This is a genomic window from Acinetobacter sp. CWB-G5 (assembly GCF_019209785.1).
Classification (GTDB): Bacteria; Pseudomonadota; Gammaproteobacteria; order Pseudomonadales; family Moraxellaceae; genus Acinetobacter; species Acinetobacter johnsonii.
In genome coordinates, this window is sequence record NZ_JAHUTF010000001.1 from 571390 (window position 1) to 598309 (window position 26920).

A 26920-nucleotide genomic window follows, 5' to 3' on the forward strand; every position below is an offset into this window, starting at 1 on the left:
AATCTCTGGAGAACCTTATGCATCCCATCGTCATCATTGGCTCAGGTATGGCAGGCTATGCTGTAGCACGTGAATTTCGCAAGCTGAACCCTGAACAAGAGCTGCTTATGCTATGTGCAGATGATGCGACTAATTATGCCAAACCAACATTGTCCAATGCCTTTGTTGCCAACAAAGCGCCTGAACAGATTGCTTTGGGTGATGCAGAGAAAATGGCAACACAACTGAAAATGCAAATTGCCACGCATACTTGGGTGAAAGAGATTCATGCTGAACAGCAGCAGTTAACCGTTATTAAAGATGGCGCTGAATCTACACAGCCCTACTCTCAATTGGTTTTAGCGGTAGGTGCAAACCCAATTCGCTTAGCCATTGCGGGCGATGGAAGCAATGACATTCAAGTTGTAAACAATCTAGACGACTATAAAGCCTTCCGTGCAGAACTTGAAAAGCGTGCAGACAAACGCGTAGTCATTTTAGGTGCTGGTCTCATCGGCTGTGAATTTGCCAATGATTTACAACATACAGGCCATCAAGCCACCGTTATCGACTTGGCAAACCAGCCTTTGGGCCGTTTATTGCCAGCGCATGTTTCAAGTGCCTTTAAAGAAAACCTTGAGGCAACGGGTATTCATTTTGTCCTTGGCACCACAGTTGAAAAAGTGTCTAAAATTGAAAATGGTGACTATGTTGTGACCTTGGCCAACGGTCAGTCTTTAGTTGCCGATGTTGTTTTATCTGCAATTGGTCTACAACCAAGCATTTCCCTTGCAAAAGAAGCAGATATTCAAACCAGTCGTGGCATTTTGACCAATGCACAACTTGAGACCAATCAACCGCATATCTACGCCGTAGGAGATTGTGCTGAAGTGAACGGACTCTTGCTGCCTTATGTCATGCCAATCATGCAGCAAGCACGCGCTTTAGCCAAAACCTTAAATGGTGACACCACTGCGGTGCATTACCCTGCTATGCCTGTAGCAGTTAAAACACCCGCTGCGCCGCTCACTGTTTTGCCTGCGCCAATCGATGCAGAGGTGAACTGGGAAACTGAGGAATTAGACGATGGCATGATTGCCAAAGCCCTAGACAGTCAAGGTACACTTCGCGGATTCGTACTGCTCGGTGCAACCGCAGCGAAACAACGTTTAGCATTAACAAAACTAGTTCCAGACTTGATTCCAGCACAGGTTTAGAGTTTAAATAAAAGGACATTTATAACAATAGATGTCCTTTATGTGAGGATTACAATAATGAATAGCGCACTCCAATATAATCTTTCACCCTATACCTCTTTCATGCGCGAAACCAAAGTCGACTTAGGCAATGGTATTGAACTCCATGTCGAAATCGGTGGAGAAGACCATCATCCGACCATTGTTTTGATCATGGGCTTAGGAGCACAGCTCTTATTTTGGCCTGATTTCTTCTGTAAATCTCTGATTGATCAAGGATTTCGTATCATTCGCTTTGATAACCGCGATATTGGTTTATCTTCAAAAATTAAACATCAAGGTCCACGCTTAAACACCCTCAAACTGATGGGGCGTTTTGCTTTAGGTTTAGATAACCGTGGTGCACCTTATGACTTATACGACATGGCTGACGATGTGGCACTGCTTTTAGACCGTTTAGGTTTAGATGAAAGTTATGTGATTGGTGCATCCATGGGTGGTATGATTGGGCAAATTCTAGCAGCGCGTCATCCACAGAAGGTCAAAAAGCTCGGCCTAATGTTCACCAGTAACAACCAACCTTTACTGCCGCCGCCTTTTCCAAAGCAACTCTTTAGTCTAATTGGTCGACCTGAATCGACCGATGAAGAAGGAATTGTAAGCCACTCTTTGAAAGTGTTTAAGATCATTGGCTCGCCTGATTATCACAATCCAATCGAGTCAATTCAGACTTCTCGCAAATTATATCGCCGAAGTTATTACCCTGCGGGTGTACTTCAGCAGTTTTTAGCAATATTATGTACAGGTTCTTTATTGCAACTGGACAAACAGATTCAACAACCGACCCTTGTGGTACACGGTTCGCGAGACCGTTTACTCCCGCCTAGTCACGGAAAGGCCGTTGCAAAGGCAATTATGGGCGCTAAATTTGAATTAATTGATGGAATGGGGCATGATATCCCACCGCACTTCATTCCAAATCTTAGCGAATTATTTGCACAACACTTTAAATCATAATCATTAGGACACTATGGCTGCATTACCATCCTTAAGACAGCTGTCATATCTCGTTACACTGTCAGAAACGCTGCATTTTACTGAAGCTGCACGCCGTTCATTTGTAACCCAATCGACTTTATCGGGCGGGATTATGGAGCTTGAACGCCTACTCGGTGGCGTACTTGTAGAGCGTGATCGCCAAAATGTGCGCTTAACTCCTCTAGGCGAGCAAGTCGTTGCTCGTGCTCGTGTTCTACTGGCAGATGCTCAAGACCTGATGCGTTTAAGCCGAGAAATGAGCGAGCCTTTAACTGGTGATTTACATCTAGGTGTTATTCCAACCATTGCGCCATTTATTTTGGCTCAATTGTTAGATGAAGTGCATAAGCAACTCCCTAAAATTCAACTACATTTACACGAAGCGCAAAGTGAGAAAATTGTAGAAAAACTCGAACATGGTAATTTAGACATGGTCGTTTTGGCTCTACCTTTTGATACACGTGGCTTAAAAGTTGCTGAAGTCGCAAAAGAAAGTTTGTTTTTGGTCTGTAATAAATCAGATATCGCAAGCCAAGCCAAATCGCTAGATGACTTAGACCTTTCGCGTTTAATGTTGCTTGAAGAAGGCCACTGCTTACGTGACCATACTCTAAGTGCCTGCCCTATTGGTGAACGTAAGAATGACCATCGTTTAAAAGCGAGTTCTTTACCGACCCTTGTAGAAATGGTATCGGCTGATCTTGGTTTTACCTTATTACCTGAAATTGCAATTCATACCAATATGATTAAAGCGAATCCAGATTTGATGGTCAAACAAATTGAAGCTGCTCCAAGCCGTATCTTGGCTTTGGTGACACGTAAAAGCACCCCGCTACAAAGCGAATTTGATGTTCTATTACAAATCCTGCAAAAAATTACTCAAGATCTGCACTAAGCTTATTTTAGTGCATAAAAAAGGAGTCAAACATGACTCCTTTTTTTTTGTGCCTGAATCTTTTTTAGACCAAAGCACCCCTCTAAAGTTATTTAATCACATCTAGCAAATAACGCTGTGCATTATGCTCGGTTTCGCCTTCAGCTGGCGTCGCACGAAGCCAAGTTCCATCACCCTGTAGTAACCAAGCTTGTTGATTATCCTGCAAATAAGTCAACAAACCTTGCTGATAAATACGTTTTTTCAAAGCTGGATCTTCAATTGGGAAACAGGCCTCAACACGATTAAATAGATTCCGATCCATCCAATCGGCACTCGAACCATAAATACGCGCATCGCCATTATTACTAAAATAGAAAACACGCGTATGTTCTAAGAAACGCCCCACGATCGAACGTACACGAATGTTTTCCGAAAGCCCTGGCAAGCCTGGGCGTAGACAACAAATTGAACGAATAATGAGATCAATTTGTACACCCGCCTGCGATGCCTCATACAGCTTGTTGATCAGTTGCACTTCAGTTAGTGCATTCACTTTCACAATAATCTGCGCTTTCTTACCCGCTTTCGCATTGGCAATTTCATCATCAATAAAGTTGATCAGTTGTGCATGGAGCGTAAACGGCGCATGAAGTAGCTTTTTCAGCTTCGCCATTTTCCCCATACCTGTCAATTCTTGGAAAATACGGTGTACATCTTCACACAACTCTTTATCGGTCGTGAGCAAACCATAGTCGGTATAAATACGTGCATTACCCGCATGGTAGTTACCCGTTCCCAAGTGCACATAACGAACGAGTTTATTATTTTCACGGCGTACCACAAGAATCATTTTGGCATGAGTTTTATAGCCCACAATGCCGTAAACAACCACAGCACCCGCTTCTTGCAGCACATTTGCCACTTCGATATTTGACTCTTCATCAAAACGCGCACGCAGCTCAATCACCGCGGTAACTTCTTTACCATTACGCGCCGCTTCTGCTAAGACTTGTACAATTTCAGAGTCTGCACCACTACGGTATAGGGTTTGTTTAATCGCCAACACTTGTGGGTCACGTGCCGCTTCACGCAATAAGTTAATCACAGGTGCGAAAGACTCAAACGGATGATGTAGTAAAATATCCTGTTTCTGCATTGCAGAGAACATGCTTTCCGACTTTTTCAACACTTTCGGAATAACAGGAATATGCGCGTCATAACGTAGATGTGGACGTTTAAAATTGGACAATAAACGTGCCAAGTTCACCGGTCCTTCGACTTTATACAACTGCTCCTGATGCAGATCAAATTCATCTAGCAAGTAATTATAAATATGTTCTGGACAGTTTTGTGTGACTTCCAAACGTACTGCTCGCCCAAAACGACGTGAACTTAACTCACCTTTCAGTGCTTTGGCTAAGTCTTCCACATCTTCATTGAGCGCCAAATCGGCATTCCGTGTGACACGGAACTGATAACAACCAGTCGCAGTCATACCTGGGAACAAGTCAGAAACATGCTCATGGATAATCGCTGAAAGCATCACATGATGTTCTTTTCCACCTGTGAGTTCATCAGGTAGACGAACCACACGTGGCAATGAACGTGGTGCAGGCACAACGGCCAAATCAATCTGACGACCAAATGCGTCTTTCCCTTCCAAAGTCACGATAAAGTTGAGACTTTTATTCACCAAACGCGGAAATGGATGCGCAGGGTCAAGGCTAATCGGTGTTAAGACAGGTGCGACCTGTTCTTGGAAATATTTCTTCACCCATGAAGACTGTGCAGGCGTCAGTTCCCCACGGCGTAAGAAGCAAATGTCTTCCTCACGCAATTTCGGTAGAATTTCATCATTGAGAATACGATACTGACGTTCAATTGCAGCATGTGCAGTTTGCGAAATTTGATCGAGGACTTGGCGTGGAGTTAAGCCATCGGGGCTACGGCTTTCATTGCCCAGATCCAACTGTTCCATGACGCCCGCAACACGAATTTCAAAGAACTCATCTAAGTTACGTGAAAAAATCAGTAAGAAATTCATCCGTTCTAACAGCGGATGTAAAGGATCTACGGCTTGTTCCAATACACGTAAATGGAAATCTAATATCGATAACTCACGGTTAATATAGCGATCGTTATACGCGTATTCAGGTTGTAGTATCGGAGATGTGCTTGCTGCCGTATTCATAGCTAACCTTTGATTATTTGAATGCGTTTTATCATGATAAGTATGCTTCAATTTTGTGACAATTTCATAAAAAAAAGCCCATAAATTTGGGCTTTTTCACATCAATCAAATTAAGGGATATCGCTATAGCGCATATACTTTCGAATCATGCGCTCACGGTTTTGCAACTTACGGTCATTTTGATGGTCTTGGTAGTATTTCGGATTGGGTAAAATGGCCGCTAAAAAGACCGCCTGCTCTCGGCTTAAGCTACGTGAACTTTTACCAAAGTAGTGTTGGGTCGCAGCTTCCACGCCATAGATATTATCGCCAAACTCCACCGAGTTCAGATATACCTCTAAGATGCGTTCTTTACTCCACATCCGTTCCATCATCCAAGTTGCAACAGCTTCTTGACCTTTACGAATGAATGAACGCTTGTTATATAAAAATAAGTTTTTGGCCAATTGCTGAGAAATTGTTGAACCGCCCGCAACCACTTTGCCCGTGTCATTATTACGCTCAAGCGCCGCTTGAATCCCATCCCAGTCAAAACCATGATGTTGCATAAATTTGCCGTCTTCAGCCGCAACAATGGCTTTTTTCATGTACTCACTGATCTCGTCATAATCACGCCATTCGTGTTGAATGGGTTTAGATGGCTCAGACCAATAATCAATCCGCATAAACATGGTGGTTTCCACTGGCTTGTAACGCCACCACGCTAGGCTTGCAAAAATCCACAACTGTACCAAAAGCACGAAGCTGACAACGACTAACAAACTACGAACAATAAAAGCTTTCATGCCAGTGGCTTACTCCAAAAATCATTTTTATTCATGCTAAGCTTGGGCAAATATAGCAAAATTTTAGCAAGAATAGCATGACCGAGCTTACACCTCCGCAAATCAAAACAAAATTCGACATACATTTATGGTGGATTACCGCTGTCATTATTGCTGTGAATGTTGGGCTGTTTTTTTGGCAAGTCCTGCATGGCATGGATGTCAGCAATCCAAGTACAGCCGATGCCATACGCTGGGGAGCAGACTATGCACCACTTACCTTCTTGGCTGAACCGATGCGTTTATTGAGCAGTATGTTCTTTCATTTTGGCTTGGTTCACCTCATGTTGAACATGTGGGCGCTGTATATTTTTGGCAGTGTGCTGGAGCAAATGTTTGGACGTGTCTATTTTCTTGCGCTATATGTTCTTGCGGGTCTCATGGGTAGCTTGCTCAGTGGTTATATTGCCATTCAAGACAGTTATGAACTGATTCGTATTGGGTTAGCAAATCCTGAACTCTTGCCGCGTGTCGGTGCAGGGGCTTCAGGTGCCGTCATGGGACTGGGGGCAGCACTGACGGTTCTATCGCTACTGCCGATGCTCCCACAGCAACGTTTTATTTTAGATAAAAAGACTTTGCTCATCGTGATGGGTATCAACTTAGCCATGGGCTTTATGATTTCAGGGATTAATAATGCCGCACATATTGGCGGCATGTTGATGGGTGCTGTTTTGGCGGCACTTTGGTATCTCTCACAAAAAACGCAGCAGCGTTGGATTATGCCGCTGAGCCTTGTTTTGGCAGCCTGCGGTTCGTATTGGTTTTACTTACACTGCCAAAACCTTGTGGTCTATATTCAACCCTTATGGTCAGAAGTGTTAATGATGATGCGTCAACAGCTCAATTTCTAAGATTCAACACTTAACGTATTAAGAGATCAATCACGATTGATTGATCTCTCTCAAACTTTGTAAAGGTGGAATATCACTGAGATAACTTAAGCGATAACGCCCAATCAGCGCGCAGAGTAAGGTCATGAACAATGGTAAAATGAGCCAGATTTCCCAGTGTGGTTGAATGGCTAAGCCCATGCGATAACATGCTACCGCACTTATTGCTTCAGCAAATAAACAAGAAACCACACCTGCCATAAAACCAATAAAGCCAATTTCTAGACTGAGCATGCTTCTGAGTTTTTGCTTGGAACCACCAAATGAACGTAATAGCGCCACTTCTCGTTTACGCTCATCCATAAGTAAGTTCAGGCACGCAATTAAAACCAGAATACCTGAAATACTCACTAAAACTGCAAGGATCGTGACAATCTGCACCAACACCGTAACAATGCGCTTAATTTCGTCTAAAATTAAACTGACATCAATAAAGACGGTGTTGGAAAATTGCTGAATAATGCTGACCAATTTCGCTTTGTCAGACTCTGGTACATAAAAACTGCCCAAATAACTGCCCGCATTTTCATCCATGGTCTGTGGCGCAAAAATAAAGAAGAAGTTTGGGCTAAAACTTTCCCATTCTACAGTTCGTAAGTTTGCCACTTTGGCGTGAATGACACCCTCTGGTAAGCTAAAGGTCAGTTGATCCCCCACTTTTATCCCAAGCTCTGTTGCGGTATTGGCTTCTACCGAAACTTGTCCTTTTGCTGTGAGTTTTGATGCTCCAGAGACAATTACATTATCTTTAGGATAACTGTCTGCTTGGGTTAAATTTAACTCGCGGCGTAAGGAATTATTTTGCTTCACCAAATCCTCAGCAAAAGGCTGTCCATTTTTGGCAATCAGCCTGCCCCGAATATTGGGATAGAGCGGTGTACTGTTCCAGTGATTCTGCTCAATTTGTGCTTTTAACTCAAGCATGTCAAAGGGCGGTAAACCATAGACAAACTGATTCGGGGTTCCCGCAGGAATTTGTTGCTGCCAACGCTCTAACAAATCGGTTCGTAACACGGCTAAGACCGTAATTAAACTAAGTCCCAAAGCCAAAGCAGTAATCTGAAACGCTGTTTGATAAGGTGTTCGGACATAGGCAGAAACCGCATTTTTTAAGCCACGGATAAACTTCAAACTCAGCCAAACTACACTGTATAACACTCCACATAGAAGGATAATTGCACCAATCACCATGGCTGTCAGTACCATGTTTTCAGTCAGAACGATACTAAACAGCACCAGACTAGCCGTTCCTGCGAGCAACATCCAAAACATCGACGAAACCGATTTTTCTTGGCTGCGAATGACACGGATCGGAGGAGTATTCAAAAGCTCCCAAAAACTCGGTAAGACAAAACCCAGAAGCACTACGGCACTGGTCAACATGGCAATCGGAATCGGCCCGAGCAGCATATCCCAAGCTGAAAACGCAATACTTAAGTGTGGAATCAGTTGTAACATCAACTGTAACAGGCCATAACCCAGCCCTACCCCCACGACACTCCCGACCAGCATCGCAAGCAAGAACACCACACCCAACAAGCTGAGATAAGCCCAGAGAATTTGTGACTTCGCCGCCCCCATACAACGCAATAGCGCAATGTGATCTTGATTTTGTTGTACAAAGCGCTGACTGGTCAAAGCAATCGCAATTCCACACAGCAAAATCGTTAAAATATTCGCCAACTGCAAAAAAGTGTCCAAATTTGCAATTGGTTTCATTAAGCGGGTATTACCCTCACTGGCATTACGTAAGCGTAAGCTGTTTTGTGGTTCTTCCGCATTAGGACTTTGAGCTGCCGCACTGGCATCTTCAGAAGATACATTTTGCTTCTTAAAATTTGCTTCAAACTGCTGAGTATTTTGTGCTGTACCTGCCATCAATAGACGATAGTCAATACGACTACCGACTTGTATGGCATTAGTCTTGGCAATATCCGCTTCAGAAATAATCACCGTCGGTGAGAACCCAGAAAAACCTAACTCTTGATTGGAGTCATGCTCAATCAAGCCTGTCACCTTGAAAGTACCATCTGCAATATTCAGTTCATCGCCCAGTTTAACCTGTAGCAAATCCATAGCACGCTGGCTCAACCACACTTCACCCGAAGCAATATGCTTCGCCGCAGGCTGAATGCGTAACTCTCCGCGCAGAGGAAAAGCTTGGTCGATGGCTTTCACATTGACCATAACAAACTGATCATTGGTATATGCCATCGAACTAAAGACAGTGACTTCGGATTGTTTTAAATCGAGAGCTTTCGCTTGCGCTTTCCATTTCGGATCGAGCTTTTGACTGTCCGTTAAAACCAAATCCCCTGCTAGCATCTCGGCGGCTTGCAGCGCTACGGCATTTTGAATTTGTTCATTACTAAACTTCAGCGCGGTCGTTGCACTGATCGCGAGAATCAACGCAATAATCAATAAATACACACCACTACTTTTAAAACTTTGCTTCAGTAAGGGCTGAAATAGAGAATTCATTTCATCCTCCTGTTCGAGGATGTTCGATCAACTGACCATCGAGTAATTCAAAATGGCGCTGGCACTGTTCTGCAAGCGTATGGTCATGCGTCACTAAAATGAGGGTCGTACCCAACTCACGGTTCAACTGAAACAATAGTTGCTCAATTTCTCGCGCAGTTTGACTGTCTAAGTTTCCTGTCGGTTCATCGGCAAAGATAATTTTTGGCTCAGCAATCAGCGCACGGGCAATTGCAACGCGCTGCTGCTCCCCACCCGAAAGTACCTTCGGTGTTTGGGTGGCCTGTCGCTCTAATCCAACTTTTTGCAATAAACTCAAAGCACGACGTTCAGCTTCTACAAAGTTAAATGATGCATGAAGGCGTAACGGCAGCATCACATTTTCAACAGCAGTCAGGTGTGGCAGCAGTTGAAAGGACTGAAACACAAAGCCAATATGCTTTAAACGCACCTGTGCACGCTGTTCTTCATTGAGCTTGGAAATACTTTCACCACAAACGATTAGCTCACCACCGCTAGCCTGATCTAAAGTCGCCAAAATACCTAGTAAGGTAGACTTTCCTGAACCTGAACGTCCTGTAATTGCGACTTGCTCCCCTGCTGCGATGCTCAGACTCAAATCTGAGAAAATAGTCAGTTCTTTTGGCGGAAGTTTAATCTTTTGTGTCAGTTGCTGGGCAGAAATAATCACTTGTGGCATGATGCCTACATCACTATGAACTTGGGTCATAACATCCCTATATGCAAATATTCGTGCAAAATCGCAAATTTAAAAAACGTATCAATTCATACTTGGTTTTGCTTGCACTGTGCCTAAGCCCCACTTGGGTTTTTGCAAAAACCGTGATGGTTTTAGGCGATAGCATTAGTGCAGGTTATGGCATAGAACCACAGCAAGCATGGGTAAATTTACTGCAAAAACGGTTAGACCAACAGTATCCGAAACAACACAAAGTGGTCAATGCCAGTGTGAGTGGTGAAACCACCAGTGGCGCTTTGGCTCGTTTACCCAAACTATTGCAAACGCATAAGCCAAATGTGGTGGTGATTGAGCTTGGCGGGAATGATGGACTGCGGGGTCTCCCCCCTCAAATGATTCAAAAAAATTTAGCGCAACTGATTCAACAGAGTCAAAAAACCAATGCCACTGTGGTTGTCTTAGGAATGAAAATGCCACCAAACTATGGCACAGCCTATAGCAAGGCATTTGAAAATAATTACAAAGTGGTCAGTCAACAGTTCAAAGTGAAATTACTGCCCTTCTTTTTAGAAGGTATAGCGGGAAATAACAGCTTGATGCAAAAAGATTTGGTTCATCCAAATGGCAAGGCACAGCCTATTTTATTAAATTTAGCTTATCCCTATATAAAAGGCGCTTTATAAAGCGCCTTTTATTCTGATCATATCCGCTGATCAGAAGTCAAAAAAAACCACTTCACCACTTTCAAGTGAGTACTCAGCACCAACCACTTGTAACTTGCCTTTGGCAATTAAACTTTCAAGCACAGCTGAGCCATGACGTAACTGATTTACAGAGGCAAATACATTTGAACGCACCGCGTGTTTAGACAGTTTGCATAAGTCATGTTTCAGTTCGGTTTGCATCAAGGTTTCAACTGAAGGACGGACACGGTTTACAATCGACATCAAGTTTGCAGACGGTGGACTATCTGGGTTCATCAAGGTGTCAATGGTGGCTTGAATCGCACCACAGTGACTATGGCCAAGTACCACAACTACCGCGCAGTCATAACGCTCAGCCGCAAATTCAACACTGCCAACTTGCGAAGGTGCAACCACATTTCCTGCAACACGAATGACAAACAGATCACCCAAGCCTTGGTCAAATACCATTTCTGCAGGTACACGGGAATCAGAACATCCGAGTACAATCGCAAATGGGTTTTGGTCTTCCGCCATCTCTGCTCGTTCTTGGTGAGACAATTGCTTATGGTGGGTTGTCTCACCCGCTACAAAACGTTGGTTACCTTGTTTTAGACGGCTTAAAGCTTCTTGAGCTGTTAGCATTCCCTTTCCCACCCGAGTGTTATTAAGTTGGACTAGTTTAATCCCAGCGAAATTGATTGTCACTTGCAAAAAACATAGCGGCTTCTTTTTTTGCTTAATTTTAAATTTGCATTTTATCTCAAACAAATCGTTACACAGTTCACACTTTATCCAAATGCAGTATATCCTTTCAAATAAATAATTAATGACATTTGCATGAAAGCGATTAGAATCAAACAGACCTGTAAATAAACATAAAAACTATTCAAAATCAGAGCATTTTTATCTTATTCGGTCAGTTTTTTCATTCATCTCCGTTTAAGGATGAACCATGATGATGCGCTCAAAATCCGTCTTGAAACAAAGTCTAAAGGCCAGTCTATTCGCCTTAGCTTTGTCATTTTCTTTCGCCAGCCATGCGGTCGAAAATACCATCATCAAAGACAAACTCAGTTTACAAAGCTACCTTCTACAAGAACGCGTCACCGCCGGCTTAAAAACTAAAACACTTAAAGTGGATGATATCGTTTGGAGCTATAACGAAGGTGGTGCAGTTGATAAACCAACGATTTTGTTGATTCATGGTTTTGCTGGAAATCGGGACAATTGGAACCGTGTGGCACAGTTTCTAACGCCGTATTACCACGTGGTCATCCCTGACCTTCCGACCAATGGCGACACCAAAGTCCCTGATGATTTTGATCTCTCTATGCCAAATGTCACAGAGCGACTCCGACGTTTTGTTGAAGCCATTCATATACAAGATAAGCTGAATGTTGCTGGACATTCCATCGGTGGTTCTATTGCAACCCTATATGCCGCGCAATATCCTTTTGACACGCAAAGTTTGTTTCTATTAAACAGTGCAGGCATTTATAAAAACGCCAACACCAACTATGCTAAAGACCCTCAATATTTAAAGCACTTGATTGTGAGCAAGCCGGGCGATTTGGATGATGTAATGCAACGTGTTATGCAAACCCCAATCAAAATGCCCTATTATTTAAAACGCGCCCAAGAAAAACAGTTAATTACTCAGGCTGAAAAAAACAGTAAAGTGATTGATCAATTGGTGACCTTGAACCGAATTTATACCACTGACTCCTTTGCCCGAGTGACCCGTAACATTGAAGCACCCACCCTCATTTTATGGGGTAAGCAGGACAAAATTATTAATGTCGAAGTGGCGAATGAGCTCAAATCTTTATTGAAACGTGCTGAAGCTCCTGTCATCCTTAACAATGTTGGTCATATGCCACTTTTGGAGGCAGAACAAGCAGTTGCACAGCACTACCTGCCTTTTCTTGCAAAAACACAAAAGTTAAAAAATCCATTGGCTGATAAACTGATTCCACTAAATTAATTTTGTTGAGTACGTATGCAGAAACACCCGATGATTGAGCAGCTCATTGAAGCTCATCTTAATTTTTTAGATCATGAGTTTTCGCAAGCAAGTACCGTACAAAATGAATTCACCCTCTTTTATCAATGGTTTAGAAAACAAACTTTGCAGCAACTGTGGAGCTTTGAAGACATCAATGCGTTGTTGCAAAAACAAATCCTAGCCACACCTGCAACCGATCATCTAATCTCACAAATTGCTGAGCACATTAAGTTTGCTTTGATTCACCCCATCAATGAATCAACCAAAATTGCCGATGTGATTCCTGTACTCACCATCGATAAAATTGCGCAGTATGTCGCGAGTAAAAGTGGGCACCGTCAACGCCTGATTAAAACCGTGGTAAATAACCCAGCTTTTTCAGCCATGATTACCCAGCTGATTCAACACTCGATTCAAGACTATTTGAACAACTCTGTGATGACTAAACGTGTGCCGGGTGTTTCTAGTTTTATGAAAATGGGCAAGTCGGTACTTGAAACCGTCACTGACTCAAACCTAAATGACACTATTGGGCATTATTTGCAAAAGAACATCTTAAAACTCAGTCAAATGAGCGAACAGGTGTTAAATCAAAACTTTAATGATGAAAAGCTATATCACTTTCAAGCCAACCTCTGGCACAAAATCAAAGATATGCCTTTATCAGTTTTGAAAAATTATATTGAAGTGCAGGACTTGCTTCAAACTGTCGCTATGGGGCACGAAATTTGGGAGCATATGCGTCAAACAGACTATCTGCAGCAACAGGTGCATGATGGTGTTTACGCTTGGTACATTCGCAACCAAGAACAGCCTTTTGATTTACTACTACGCGACTTAAATATCGACGAAGCCTTAGTCCAAAATCAACTTCAAGATTTGTTGAACCCTATTATTCAAGAACTCATTCGTTCTGATTACTTACGTGATCGAGCGCGCTATTATTTAGAACAGTTTTATTATTCTGACCAAGCACAGAGTATTTTAATCCCCTAAATAAAAAGACCCGTTGAGTAAACGGGTCTTTAATTCTTATTTCTATGAATTAGAAATTAGCAACAAAACTTACACCATAGCGACGACCATCTAAAGTTTGCTCACCATCAGCATTCTGTGCAGTTTCATCTAACACATTATAGACACCAAATTTACCTTTCAAGTTTGGTGCAAATTTATAGTTGAAACCAACATCCAGGAAGTTATATCCAGGAATTGGGTCAGACATACTTGAGCGACCTAAATACGGTGTAGTTTCTCCGCGCACATGTAATCGGCTCCAAATATTCAAAGCATCGGTTAAGTCATGATCTACTGTTACATTAAATACATGTTCAGGCATGCCATTTAAAGGCTGCCCTTTAAATTGACCTGATTTAATTTCTGTATCTGTGAACGTATAATTTGCAGTTAAGGTTGTATATTCAGCTAATTTGGCATCAAATGTCACCTCTACACCACGTAACTCAGCTTTACCAATGTTTTCACGTGTGCTGATAAATGCAAATGGAATACCGCTTTCAGAACATTTCCACGTTGAAACATCATTACGGTTGTAGTCAGCATTACCCGTTGAATCACATTCACGAATTTCTTCAATTCGATCTTTAAATTGAGTTACATAACCTGTAATAGAGGTATTAACGTAGTCATTGTTCCAGTAAAAACCTAATTCTGAAGTAACAGTTGATTCTGGTTCTAGGTCTGGATTTGCTTTAATAATTCCTCGACCCGTTGTTGTTGGAGAACCACTTCCTCCTGTCACACTATAGAAGCCGTCAGTCACAGAACGAATATCTGGTTGTTTATAACCTGTAGAAACCCCACCCTTCACGGTAAATTGGTCAGTAAAGTTATAAACACCATAAATTCGCGGAGAAATATTACCTTGATATAGTTCATCATGGTCATAACGGGCCCCAAGCGTTAAATTAAAACGATCGGTTAAACTCCATGTGTCTTCTAAGAATGCAGCAGCTGACCAGCGTGTCAATTCATCAAACTCTGGAACCAACGGATTTCGGTTTGTTGCTCGATCCAATAAACTTTCATCTTTAAAATAACCACCAAAAGCCAGTGTGTGATTACCTAACAACCAATTCCACTGTGTATTTGCAGTCCATGTTTCTAAATCAATTCCCTTCGTTCCCACGACTGTATTTTCACGATCTGGGTTTTTAGAATTTTCATATTGAATATAAGATTTACTATCCAAATTATCGGTATATCGCCCATTATGCGTTAAGGCATAAACACTACGTATATTTCGACTTGCAGAGTCAGTACCTGTTGCCGCAACCGTTTTACCTGCCGTAGCCTCAGACTCTTGCGTGAAGAAATTTGCCTCTACAGCTAAGTCGTGTTGATCATTAAGCACATAAGTTAAACGTGAATTTAAACTTTCCGTTATATGGCCTGTAAAACCACCTAAATAAGAGTCTTCTTTTCTCTCTAAACGATTTAGACCTAACTGCAAGCCAACTTTATCTTGAATAATCGGCCCTGCTAAATAAACAGAACCATTACGAATGTCTCCAGAATTATTTTTATCCTGAATAGTTGTGCCTAACTCAACATTTCCAGTCCAAACATCCGTCACTTTTTTAGTAATAATATTAATTACACCACCCATTGCATCAGAACCATACAATGTAGATGCTGGACCACGGATAATTTCAATTCGCTCAATGGATGCAACTGGAGGAAGAATATTTTTCTCCATACCGTAGTCATCGCCATTTGGGTTAACGTCTTTAGAATATTGACGCTTTCCATCGACTAAGAACAAGGTGTAATTCGAAGACATTCCTCGAATACTAACTGTTTGACTTGCATTTTCACCCGTAATGACAACACCCGGAACACTTCTCAAAACATCTGTAATATCGTTATATTCACGTTTATCTAATTCTTCACGGCTAATCACAGTAATTGATGCTGGTGCTTTTGAAACATCCTGCTCATAACCCGTTGCCGATACAACGATCGTCTGTAATTGTGTTGTATCTTTTTCTGCCCCAGTTGTCACAGTTTCATTCGCCATCGCAAACGAACTCATTGCCCCTACAACAGCCAAAGCCAAAGTTGATCTCGTCAGATTTTTACCCATAACGCATACACCCAAATACAAAAGAAGGAGAGATTGTGTAAATTTCGTAGGGCATTTTAACAAACGATAAACATATTGCAATAAATATTGATAATTATTCTCAATTACATTTTAACTTTAGATAAAATATAACCCCCTAATTTAAGGAGGTTATTTGGTAAAGTTGATTGAAATTTATTTGAAGTATGCGCCTTCTGCCTGCGTATGATCCGTCTGGTCAATCACACGACGTAACTCAGGAATGTGTTGTTGCAGAGTCGTTTCAACACCCTGTTTCAACGTGACATCAATTGCTGAACAACCTTGGCAACCACCACCGAATTTCAGTACAGCCGTTAAACCATGCTCTTCATCTTCAACAACTTCAACCAATGCACAGTTACCACCATGCCCTGCTAGACCTGGGTTAATTTCAGACTGAAGAATATACGTAATACGCTCTTCAATCGATGCATCAGGACCAACACGTGGTACTTTCGAATTTGGTGCACGGAAAGTTAATTGCCCACCAAAACGGTCTTTGTTGTAATCAATCACTGCATCTAATAAATATGGAATAGACGGTGTGTCGATATACGCAGGAAAGTCTGGATAATCTTGACGGTAATCGGTTGGGATCACTTCTTCAGGCGCACTATATGCCATACAACATTCAGCACGTGGTGTACCCGGATTTTCAACAAATACACGTACAGCAATGCCCGGTGTATTTTGTTTTTCTAATAAATCACGTAAATACTCTTGTGCAGTCGGAGTAATCAATAAGTTTGGAATTTCCTCTGCAACTGCAGTGCTGCTGTTCTCAGTCGACATAACAATCATTTCCTCAAGCTGAAGTTGCTATTTTAACTGAAGATGCGGGGTAATTAAAAAAAATCAACCAAAATTGTCGGATTTATTGTGAAAGTTCATCTTTTCGCTCAATTTAATGGCATTATGACCACAAGATAGTTATATGTAGAACATCTCAGAAATGTTGGATTTACCTTTTAATCATACAGTTACGATCATTATTATTACTGTCATAATTTCTATGGTGGCATTTTCAAATCAGAACGTGATGAACCGTCTGATTTTCTGGCCTCCTGCGATGCATCGTGGGCAATACGATCGTTTTATTACACATGGCTTTATTCATGCCGATGGTATGCATCTCCTGTTCAATATGTTCACCTTGTTTTTCTTTGGTAGCATTATTGAAAGTTTTTACCGTCAATACTTCTATGAGTTAGGTTTTATTTTGTTTTATCTGGGTGGCTTAATTTTTGCCATTTTACCAAGTTATTTAAAACATAAAAATGATGTGCGCTGGGCAAGCCTTGGTGCTTCTGGTGCGGTCTCTGCGGTATTGTTCGCTTATGTGTTGTTTGAACCTTGGAAGCTGATTTTTGTATTTTTTATTCCCGTACCTGCGATTATTTTTGCAGTGTTGTACGTGGCATATAGCATCTGGTCAGGTAAAAAAGGCAACTCCAACATCAATCATAGCGCCCACCTTTGGGGAGCTGCTTATGGGGTCATCATGACCTTAATTTTAGAGCCGCGTCTTATCCCACACTTTCTGAACAAATTAACCCAGTTACCTATTTAAAGCCGACCCCCTAGATTGCAAATGGATTGCATCCATACGCATATAGGCTCAGTAACATTTTTTCACAGCAACGGGTGGTCCTGATTTTTGCAATAAACATCAGGACAACTATAAACCAAGGAAATTGCGATGAAAATAATGTCAATCTTAGCAACACTGATAGTGGGCTTGAGTCTAACAGCCTGTGCGGTACACACACCTGAGGGGAGTATTGTTGTTGATCCACATGGTTCTTATTATCCTCATGGCCAAGGCGATTTCTGTCCACCCGGACAGGCCAAAAAAGGTCGCTGCTAAACTCAAAAGCCTTCTGTTCAGAAGGCTTTTTTATTACATATATTTTTACATAAATTTGGTATGAAATGCCAAGCAGGAATTTGATTTGGCATAGATAATGTTTACAACTGTATATAAATAGCAAATGCCAGTGAGATTTCTTGCATGTCCAATCCCTTAGATGGTCTTCAATTTCCAATTTACTCGAAAACACAAAAAGTTAGTACCTCACGTACAGGGAAAGAGATTATTGCAGAGGCCTTAGCCAATGTTGATCACCAAAGCTCTGTTACAGCTCTTACAGAAAAGAACTGGCGTAAACAATATCCACGCTATTTTAAATCCTTAGTTGAATTTGGGATTCGCAATCAAATTGCACCGATTCAAATGGCACAAGATGGACTCAACAAAGCACATAATGTGTTTGAGTTTTATCGAGATGGGCAAAAACATCTGCTCAAAGATGTGATGGCACTTAAAACCACACCGCTGTATACCATCAAGCTCAAAGGTGAGAGTGATGCTGCGCCTGAGTGGTCAGTGCCTTATAAAGGCCAACAACTCAGAGATGATGCCTTACTCGCACAAATTCAAACATGGTTAGATGCTGGGGTGATTGAACCCAGTCACGCTGAAGCACTGATCGCCTGTGTAGAGCATCCTGAATGGTTTGATTTATCTGATCGCACGATGGTCTTGTTCGGTGCCGCATCTGAAGCGGGTCCACTCACATGGTTAGCTCAATGGAAAGCCAATATTGTGGCGGTTGATTTACCCAATAGCCGTGTATGGGGCAAAATTTTAGACACCATTCAACACGGCAATGCCACGCTATATGCCCCATCGGTTGAAGCCTTGAGTGCGGAAACACCAGTGTGTGTTCTCAAAGAAAAACTCGGCGCGAACTTACTGACACAAGTGCCTGAAATTGCACAATGGTTGGTACAAAACCCACATCAGTTAGATTTGGCCGCGATTGCGTATTTGGATGGTGAAAAGCATGTCCGTGTTTCTGTTGCAATGGATGCGATTATGCAATATGTCAGTGCGCACAAAGTAGATACCAGTTTGATGTATATGTGTACACCTACCGATGTCTATGCAGTTCCAGAGGAAGTCATTACCGCATCTGAGCAAAAGTTCAGTGGACGCTCTAAAACACAGCAAGTGATCAGCAAGAGTATTTCAACCCTCAGCGGGCAACTTTTCTTTAAGAAAAACCTACATGACCTCGTCGAATCAGATAATGACAAGTCTTACGGCATCACCGACTGTTTAGTGATTGAGCAAGGGCCAAACTATGCATTGGCTAAACGTATTCAGCAGTGGCGTGCAACGCTTGCTCGCTCGGAAGGTCAACGCGTCAGCATCAATATTGCACCATCAACTACCACGCATTCCGTCACCAAAAACCCACTACTCAAAGCCGCATTTAATGGAGCGAGTTTGTTTGATGTAGAAGCCTTTAAGCCAGCAACCACCAATGCCATTATGGCGGCCTTATGGATCCATGATCTCCGTAATCCTGAGTCTGTAGCTAACCCAGAGGTCAATCTTGAACATCCTCTAGAGCTGATGATGCATGGTGCAAACCACGGTGGCTTATGGCGTGTAGCTTATTTAGCACGTACTGCACTGCCCTTTGCAGCACTTTATGGCTTTGCCGCAGATAAACTACCTTTAGACAAAGTCTGGGCGAAGTTCAAAAAGTAAAATATGAACAGCATCGTTCATAAAATACAGAGCTAAAAAAACGCTACTCAAGGTAGCGTTTTTTATCATTGGTTTTTACACATCAGATTAAACGAACTGTAGGAACAACCAGAACAAACCACCTGATAAACAGATCGTCGCTGGCAAGGTAAAGATCCAAGCCGAAAGAATGGTTCTCACTGTTGCAAAGTTCAGACCTGACTTATTCGCCACCATGGTCCCTGCTACCGCAGAGTTTAATACGTGTGTGGTCGATACGGGCATACCAAAGCCATCCGCGGCTGCAATCGTGGTCATCGCCACCAATTCTGCTGACATGCCTTGACCATAAGTCATATGGTTTTTACCAATACGCTCCCCCACAGTCACGACAATACGCTTCCAACCGACCATCGTACCTAGACCTAAAGCCAATGCCACAGCCACTTTCACCCATGTTGGGATGTACTGTAAGAATGAATCTAAGTTACTACGATATTCTTTTACTGTCTTTTTGCCCGCTTCAGACATCGCCGGCAATTGATCCGCTTTATCCAAACGTTTGAATGCTGTCGTGCTTAAGTACATGTCATTACGTAGTGCAGAAACTTCAGCTTCAGGAATATCTTTAAGATCTCCATAATGACCAACACGCTCACCCAAATGATCTGTCAAACTGGCTAAAGCAGGTACGACTTCTGGGGTCATTTCTTTGGTTTGAATATATTGCGTGATCACCGTACGGGCTTTTTCATCTGCAATATCGTTATGATTCGGATAAATCACAGCCGCAGTTTGATCTGAAAGTTGAGCAAATGACTGAATATGCTGTGAATCTAAATTCTTATTTAAAGAATAAGCCAAAGGCACGATACCAATCAAAATCAGCATGATTAGACCCATACCTTTTTGACCGTCATTTGAACCGTGCGCAAAACTCACACCTGTGCAAGTAAAAATCAAAATGGCACGAATCAGTGGCGGTGGTGGTTTGTTACCTTCAGGTGGTTGGAACAGTTCCAGTTGTTTCTTAAAGATTTTTTTCACCAATAAGAACAACACTGCTGCAAAAGCAAAACCGATCATGGGTGAAAACAGTAAAGCTTTACCGACTTTAATCACCTGATCCATATCGACACCCGAAGCACCACTGCCTGAATGCATCAGGTAGTTCATGATGCCCACACCCAAGATCGAACCGATCAAAGTGTGCGAACTTGATGCTGGAATACCCAAGAACCATGTGCCCAAGTTCCACAAAATCGCAGCAATCAACATGGCAAACACCATGGCAAAACCTGCACCTGAGCTGACATTCATAATCAACTCAACAGGCAAAAGCGCAATAATACCGTAAGCCACTGCACCACTTGCGACCATAACCCCAAGGAAGTTACAGAAACCAGCCCACATCACCGCAACAGGTGCAGACAGTGCATTGGTATAAATGACCGTTGCAACCGCATTGGCAGTATCGTGAAAGCCATTTACAAACTCAAAACCCAAAGCAATGAACAATGCCGTCGCTAAAAGAATTAAAGAGTAAAGATTCAGTGCAGGAACATGCGATAAGTCAGCAGAAAGCTGAAAGCCAATATAAATTAGCGTTGAAATAATGACCGTTAAAAACACCGGCATAAAAAATTTCGGTGTAGGTACGTGCACATTCGTCGACTTGACCTGTGTCACGTGCACCTGATCTTGGACGGGAGGAATATTAGAATTCATGCAGACGGCTAAAGAGGATATCAATATCCCCTATTGTTCAATTTAATTGTGACAATTATATGACAAATGCGTGTCACATGAAGCCAATTTTTTCATAATTGGCTTATTTTAGATCAGCAGTAAATCGCTTATAAGCCTTGAACGCAATGTACTGGCTCAAAATTTAACTTTTCGGTGCGGATTACGCTGAATTATTTTCTTACATTTGACTATGCTGTCTGTAACAATCTGCTCCAATCAATATTTTTCATCTCTATTTATTCTGATCTATAAACATAGCGGGTCTATATTTCACTTTCGTGAAAACTAAAGCTAAATCAGCCTTTTTTATTTGCCATATAGCCAATACCACTTGAATTAGGCATCAATCAACCTGCTTTTCTGCTAAAATATTGCACGTTTTGAAAACCTGTTTGTGAGTTTTGAATGTCTACACTTGCCACCTTAAAAGCACTTCTTGCCGAGCGCATCCTTATTATCGATGGTGCAATGGGTACCATGATTCAGCGCCACAAGCTCGAAGAAGGAGATTATCGTGGTGAACGCTTTGTAGATTGGGCTTCTGACCTCAAAGGCAATAATGACCTTTTGGTACTGACTCAGCCGCAAATTATTCAAGGCATTCATGAAGCTTACCTCGATGCAGGTGCAGACATTATTGAAACCAACAGCTTTAACGGCACACGTGTTTCAATGTCGGATTACCACATGGAAGATTTGGTTCCAGAGATTAACCGTGAAGCAGCACGTTTAGCTAAAGCAGCTTGTGAAAAGTATTCGACTCCAGATAAACCGCGTTTTGTAGCAGGGGTACTCGGCCCAACATCGCGTACCTGTTCAATTTCGCCCAATGTAAATGACCCTGCCTTTCGTAACATTACCTTTGATGAGCTAAAAGAAAACTATATTGAGGCAACTCATGCGCTGATTGAAGGCGGTGCAGATATCATTCTGATTGAAACCGTGTTCGATACCTTAAACTGTAAAGCTGCGATCTTTGCAGTAAAAGAAGTGTTCAAACAAATTGGTCGTGAACTTCCACTCATGATCTCAGGCACCATTACCGATGCATCTGGTCGTACCTTAACAGGTCAAACCGCAGAAGCGTTCTGGAACTCGGTTCGTCATGGTGACTTACTCTCAATTGGTTTTAACTGTGCGCTCGGTGCAGACGCGATGCGTCCACACGTTAAAACCATTGCTGATGTAGCCAATACTTTTGTTTCAGCGCATCCAAATGCAGGCTTGCCAAATGCTTTTGGTGAATATGACGAAACCCCTGAACAAACCGCAGCCTTCATTAAAGAATTTGCAGAAAGTGGTTTGATCAATATTACCGGTGGTTGCTGTGGTACAACGCCTGATCATATCCGTGCAATTTACAATGCAGTGAAAGACATTCAGCCACGTCAGGTGTCAGAAACCAAACCTGCCTGCCGTTTAAGTGGTTTAGAACCGTTTAACATTTATGATGATTCGCTATTCGTGAACGTCGGTGAACGTACCAACGTCACAGGCTCAAAAAAATTCCTACGTCTCATCCGTGAAGAAAAGTTTGCTGAAGCTTTAGAAGTTGCACAACAACAAGTTGAAGCTGGTGCACAAATCATCGACATTAACATGGATGAAGGGATGCTCGATTCGCAAAATGCGATGGTGCATTTCCTAAATCTCGTTGCATCTGAGCCTGATATTTCTCGTGTGCCCATCATGATTGACTCATCAAAATGGGAAATCATTGAAGCTGGTTTGAAATGCGTACAAGGTAAGCCAGTCGTCAACTCGATTTCCTTAAAAGAAGGTTATGACGAGTTTGTCGAAAAAGCGCGCTTATGCCGTCAGTACGGTGCTGCGATAATTGTTATGGCCTTTGATGAAACAGGTCAGGCAGATACCGCAAAACGTAAGCGTGAAATCTGTAAACGTTCTTATGACGTTTTGGTTAATGAGGTGGGCTTCCCTGCCGAAGATATTATTTTTGACCCGAACGTGTTTGCAGTCGCAACAGGGATTGAAGAACATAATAACTATGGTGTGGATTTTATTGAAGCCACAGGTTGGATTAAGCAAAACTTACCGCATGCTATGATCTCAGGTGGTGTCTCTAACGTCTCCTTCTCCTTCCGTGGTAATGAACCTGTACGTGAAGCGATTCACTCTGTGTTCCTTTACTATGCCATCAAACAAGGCATGACCATGGGGATCGTCAACGCGGGTCAAATGGCGATTTATGACGATATTCCAAAAGAACTGAAAGATGCTGTTGAAGATGTTGTTCTGAATCAAAACCAAGGTGAATCAGGTCAAAACGCCACAGAAAAATTGCTTGAAGTGGCAGAAAAATTCCGTGGTCATAGTGGCGCGCAGCGTGAAGCTGAAAACCTTGAATGGCGTAATGAATCGGTTGAAAAACGTCTTGAGTATGCACTGGTTAAAGGTATCACGACGTATATTGATGAAGATACCGAAGAAGCGCGTCTCAAAGCCAAGCGTCCTTTAGATGTCATTGAAGGCGCTTTGATGGATGGTATGAACGTTGTCGGTGACTTGTTCGGTTCAGGCAAAATGTTCTTACCGCAAGTGGTGAAGTCTGCACGTGTAATGAAGCAAGCCGTAGCATGGTTGAACCCGTACATTGAAGCTGAAAAAGGCAATGCACAATCCAAAGGTCGTGTGTTAATGGCAACGGTAAAAGGCGATGTACATGATATTGGTAAGAATATCGTGGGCGTGGTCTTGGGTTGTAATGGTTACGACATTGTTGACCTTGGTGTGATGGTGCCGTGTGAAAAAATCCTACAAACCGCGATTGATGAGAAATGTGACATCATTGGTCTGTCGGGTTTGATTACCCCATCTTTAGATGAAATGGTATTTGTTGCCAAAGAAATGCAACGTAAAGGCTTCGACATTCCACTGTTGATTGGTGGCGCAACCACATCGAAAGCACATACTGCGGTGAAGATTGATCCTCAGTATCAAAATGACGCGGTGATTTATGTGGCTGATGCTTCTCGTGCAGTCGGTGTAGCAACTACCCTGCTATCAAAAGAAATGCGTGGCAATTTTATTGCAGAACATCGTGCTGAATATGCCAAGATTCGTGAACGCCTAGCCAATAAGCAACCGAAAGCAGCCAAACTCAGCTATGCCGAATCTGCTGAAAATGGCTTTAAGATTGATGACAACTATGTGCCACCAAAGCCAAATGCTTTGGGTACGCAAGTCATCACCAACTACCCATTGGCAACGCTGGTTGAATATTTTGACTGGACACCGTTCTTTATCTCTTGGAGCTTGGCGGGTAAATTCCCGAAAATCTTAGAAGATGAAGTGGTGGGGGAAGCAGCGACTGATTTGTACAATCAAGCGCAAATCATGTTAAAAGACATTATCGAGAATAATCGTTTCGATGCGCGTGCAGTGTTTGGTTTATACCCTGCACAACGTACAGGTGCAGATAGCGTGAGTGTGTTTGATGAAGCAGGTCAAACCGTTACGCATACTTTTGAGCACCTACGTCAGCAGTCTGACAAAGTAACAGGCAAACCAAACTTGTCATTGGCGGACTACATTAAGCCGTCAACGACTCAGCAAGATTATTTGGGCGGCTTCACTGTATCGATTTTCGGTGCGGAAGAGTTGGCAAACGAATATAAAGCCAAAGGTGATGACTACTCTGCGATTTTAGTGCAGTCATTGGCAGACCGTTTTGCTGAAGCTTTTGCCGAGCACTTACACGAGCGTATTCGTAAAGATTTCTGGGGCTATAAAGCTGATGAAACGCTGAACAATGAAGAGCTGATTAAAGAGAAATATGTCGGTATCCGTCCTGCACCTGGCTACCCTGCTTGCCCTGAACATTCTGAAAAAGCGGCATTGTTCGACTGGTTGGGTTCTGAAGCGAAGATTGGGACTAAGTTGACTGAACACTTTGCAATGATGCCACCTTCTTCTGTAAGTGGTTTCTATTACTCACACCCTGAAAGTGAATACTTTAACGTAGGCAAGATTTCTCAAGATCAGCTTGAGGATTATGCGAAACGTAAAGGCTGGTCACTGGATGTAGCGAAGCGTTGGTTAGCACCAAATTTGGATGATTCGATTGTTTAAATCCCCCTCGATCCCCCTTTAACAAAAGGGGAAGAAAATCAATTCGTATCAAATAAAAGAATCCCCTCGCTTGAGGGGATTTTTTACGTTGAATCTCCCCCTAACCCCTCTTTAAAAAGAGGGGGATGCCATGTGATTAAATGAATTACGTGACAGCTCCTCCCTTTTTCAAAGGGAGGTTGGGAGGGATTAAATTAGTAATATTTGTATTAATATAATTCGTAAATACAATTAATAAAGACTTATGACAAATCAGACATTTACTGGAAGTGATCCAACTTGGGCTAATGCTTGTGTTGGTGAAAATGGCTCACCTAATTACATCCAATACTCAAAAGGCTACTCCAAAGCTGCTAATTTACTCTTGAATAATGTTTTGAACACTCGTGGTAAAGAGGTTGATTTATACATTTACCCAATCTGCTTCAATATGCGTCACTCTATTGAACTTAGAATTAAAGGTGCTATTCAAGAATTTAGTGAATTAGCAAGAATTAAAAAGAAAAAACAACCATCTTTTGATCTAATTTCCTCACACGATATTGGCAATATTTGGTCATATTTCAAGACGAATTCGGAAATCTTAGATATTCGTTTTAAAACAGTAAATGACAAATTAGATGCAACTATTATAGATATGGCAGAAATAGACTCTACAGGTCAAACTTTTAGATATCCCCTTAATAATGAGAACAAAAAGCATTTAGTTGATCAAAAGATAATAAATTGTGCCATTTTAAAAATTAAATTTAATGAGCTAGAAAAACATTTAGATGATCTTATACTTTTAACAAACTTACTGATTGATGAATATAAATTAGGAACCTTTACATCAAAGCTTTCAAGAGCCCAAATTTTTAACTTTGCTAAAATACTTCCTTCCTATCATGAATGGTCTAAAATTTCCTTCAAAGAAATAAGAGAAGACCTAAAGTACAACTATAATCTATCAAATAATGATTTTTCAAAAATACTAAATTATATAAAAAACAATTATGAATTAAGTTATAAAATTGGTTTAAAGAAAAATTTAGCTTTTTTAGGTGATACTGATATCTTAGAAATATGTGATATTGGGGTTACTTACTTTGAGCCAAAATTTAGAGAACTTTATAATCATACTGATTTAGCTTCAGAAGATAATTCTTCAGATCAAATAGAAGCATGGATTACAAATGCTGAATTACATAAAAAAGGTATGACTTTATTAAGAAATAAATTATCAGCAGATTATGTCGCTGATCTTCAAGCTTTGTACTATTTGTCTATAGACCAGCATCAATACAGTGAGAATTATATGTTCCGCTTTAAAAATTTCCAGAACGAAGCTAGATATAAGATTTTATCTGACTCTTTAGATCATCTATTATCTAAAAGCACATTCTTAGAAGAACTATTAAAAAGATTGTTTTTTCTTGATCAAATAGATTTAGCTGAAAAAATTATTCAGATTTACGATCTAGAAACTATTTTCGATTTTATACCTCAAGCTAGAATTGGAAAGTTTTTTAAACATTTTGAGTTATTAGGTTATTAAATTTATC

Annotated in this window: 20 protein-coding genes; 12 read left to right on the forward strand and 8 right to left on the reverse strand. The window is 41.7% G+C overall.

Features of this window, described 5'->3' with window-relative positions:
* The first annotated feature begins 17 nt into the window (after window positions 1-17).
* From KVY11_RS02795 to oxyR, 3 genes are read left to right on the forward strand one after another with little or no spacing between them, the layout of a single operon-like run.
* On the forward strand, window positions 18-1196 hold the full coding sequence (locus KVY11_RS02795; RefSeq protein ID WP_218288030.1) for an NAD(P)/FAD-dependent oxidoreductase: 1179 nt from the start codon (window positions 18-20) through the stop codon (window positions 1194-1196).
* Window positions 1197-1253: 57 nt separating this feature from the next.
* Window positions 1254-2192: an alpha/beta fold hydrolase gene (locus tag KVY11_RS02800; RefSeq protein ID WP_004694383.1), complete on the forward strand. Its 939-nt coding sequence runs from the start codon at window positions 1254-1256 to the stop codon at window positions 2190-2192.
* Window positions 2193-2205: 13 nt separating this feature from the next.
* Complete coding sequence (gene oxyR, locus KVY11_RS02805; RefSeq protein WP_004981021.1) at window positions 2206-3108, forward strand: LysR family transcriptional regulator OxyR; 903 nt, start codon at window positions 2206-2208, stop codon at window positions 3106-3108.
* An 88-nt stretch (window positions 3109-3196) separates the two neighbouring features.
* Here the strand turns inward: oxyR and ppk1 are convergent, their stop codons facing one another.
* The gene (gene ppk1 / locus KVY11_RS02810) at window positions 3197-5281 is read right to left on the reverse strand and encodes a polyphosphate kinase 1 (RefSeq protein ID WP_125274041.1); all 2085 of its coding nucleotides are present in this window, start codon (window positions 5279-5281) and stop codon (window positions 3197-3199) included.
* A 110-nt stretch (window positions 5282-5391) separates the two neighbouring features.
* Window positions 5392-6066, reverse strand: a complete 675-nt coding sequence (gene mtgA, locus KVY11_RS02815; RefSeq protein ID WP_004694386.1) for a monofunctional biosynthetic peptidoglycan transglycosylase — start codon at window positions 6064-6066, stop codon at window positions 5392-5394.
* A gap of 77 nt (window positions 6067-6143) precedes the next feature.
* Here mtgA and KVY11_RS02820 point away from each other — a divergent pair, with 77 nt between their 5' ends.
* On the forward strand, window positions 6144-6959 hold the full coding sequence (locus tag KVY11_RS02820; protein WP_218288031.1) for a rhomboid family intramembrane serine protease: 816 nt from the start codon (window positions 6144-6146) through the stop codon (window positions 6957-6959).
* A 30-nt stretch (window positions 6960-6989) separates the two neighbouring features.
* On the opposite strand, the gene KVY11_RS02825 is transcribed toward KVY11_RS02820, so the two are convergent.
* On the reverse strand, window positions 6990-9479 hold the full coding sequence (locus KVY11_RS02825) for an ABC transporter permease (RefSeq protein ID WP_218288032.1): 2490 nt from the start codon (window positions 9477-9479) through the stop codon (window positions 6990-6992).
* A gap of 1 nt (window position 9480) precedes the next feature.
* Entirely contained in the window at window positions 9481-10209 is a 729-nt protein-coding gene (locus KVY11_RS02830; RefSeq protein ID WP_218288033.1) for an ABC transporter ATP-binding protein, read from the reverse strand.
* A gap of 11 nt (window positions 10210-10220) precedes the next feature.
* Between KVY11_RS02830 and KVY11_RS02835 the strand changes: the two genes are divergently transcribed.
* The gene (locus tag KVY11_RS02835; protein WP_218288034.1) at window positions 10221-10862 is read left to right on the forward strand and encodes an arylesterase; all 642 of its coding nucleotides are present in this window, start codon (window positions 10221-10223) and stop codon (window positions 10860-10862) included.
* Between the two features lie 30 nt (window positions 10863-10892).
* Here the strand turns inward: KVY11_RS02835 and KVY11_RS02840 are convergent, their stop codons facing one another.
* Complete coding sequence (locus KVY11_RS02840) at window positions 10893-11507, reverse strand: carbonic anhydrase (RefSeq protein WP_004694391.1); 615 nt, start codon at window positions 11505-11507, stop codon at window positions 10893-10895.
* Window positions 11508-11817: 310 nt separating this feature from the next.
* Here KVY11_RS02840 and KVY11_RS02845 point away from each other — a divergent pair, with 310 nt between their 5' ends.
* A complete protein-coding gene (locus tag KVY11_RS02845; protein WP_126035829.1) occupies window positions 11818-12849 on the forward strand; it encodes an alpha/beta fold hydrolase in 1032 nt (343 codons plus the stop codon).
* 15 nt (window positions 12850-12864) lie between these two features.
* Window positions 12865-13866, forward strand: coding sequence for a hypothetical protein (locus KVY11_RS02850; RefSeq protein ID WP_218288035.1), 1002 nt, complete (start codon window positions 12865-12867; stop codon window positions 13864-13866).
* Between the two features lie 49 nt (window positions 13867-13915).
* Here the strand turns inward: KVY11_RS02850 and KVY11_RS02855 are convergent, their stop codons facing one another.
* Together KVY11_RS02855 and nfuA are read right to left on the reverse strand one after the other, a co-directional pair.
* Entirely contained in the window at window positions 13916-15976 is a 2061-nt protein-coding gene (locus KVY11_RS02855) for a TonB-dependent receptor domain-containing protein (protein WP_218288036.1), read from the reverse strand.
* Between the two features lie 174 nt (window positions 15977-16150).
* A complete protein-coding gene (nfuA, locus tag KVY11_RS02860; RefSeq protein ID WP_004981041.1) occupies window positions 16151-16789 on the reverse strand; it encodes a Fe-S biogenesis protein NfuA in 639 nt (212 codons plus the stop codon).
* Between the two features lie 160 nt (window positions 16790-16949).
* Here nfuA and KVY11_RS02865 point away from each other — a divergent pair, with 160 nt between their 5' ends.
* The 3 genes from KVY11_RS02865 to KVY11_RS02875 all read left to right on the forward strand — a co-directional run bounded on the left by KVY11_RS02865 (window position 16950) and on the right by KVY11_RS02875 (window position 19556).
* A complete protein-coding gene (locus KVY11_RS02865) occupies window positions 16950-17567 on the forward strand; it encodes a rhomboid family intramembrane serine protease (protein WP_218288037.1) in 618 nt (205 codons plus the stop codon).
* Between the two features lie 129 nt (window positions 17568-17696).
* A complete protein-coding gene (locus tag KVY11_RS02870) occupies window positions 17697-17864 on the forward strand; it encodes a hypothetical protein (RefSeq protein WP_218288038.1) in 168 nt (55 codons plus the stop codon).
* 144 nt (window positions 17865-18008) lie between these two features.
* Window positions 18009-19556, forward strand: coding sequence for a hypothetical protein (locus KVY11_RS02875; RefSeq protein ID WP_218288039.1), 1548 nt, complete (start codon window positions 18009-18011; stop codon window positions 19554-19556).
* A gap of 87 nt (window positions 19557-19643) precedes the next feature.
* Here KVY11_RS02875 and KVY11_RS02880 read toward each other — a convergent pair whose 3' ends face one another.
* A complete protein-coding gene (locus KVY11_RS02880; protein ID WP_005399885.1) occupies window positions 19644-21263 on the reverse strand; it encodes an inorganic phosphate transporter in 1620 nt (539 codons plus the stop codon).
* Between the two features lie 426 nt (window positions 21264-21689).
* On the opposite strand from KVY11_RS02880, the gene metH reads away from it, so the two are divergent.
* Both metH and KVY11_RS02890 read left to right on the forward strand, forming a co-directional pair.
* On the forward strand, window positions 21690-25376 hold the full coding sequence (gene metH / locus KVY11_RS02885) for a methionine synthase (protein WP_218288040.1): 3687 nt from the start codon (window positions 21690-21692) through the stop codon (window positions 25374-25376).
* A 244-nt stretch (window positions 25377-25620) separates the two neighbouring features.
* A complete protein-coding gene (locus KVY11_RS02890) occupies window positions 25621-26913 on the forward strand; it encodes a hypothetical protein (protein WP_218288041.1) in 1293 nt (430 codons plus the stop codon).
* Window positions 26914-26920 lie beyond the last annotated feature (7 nt).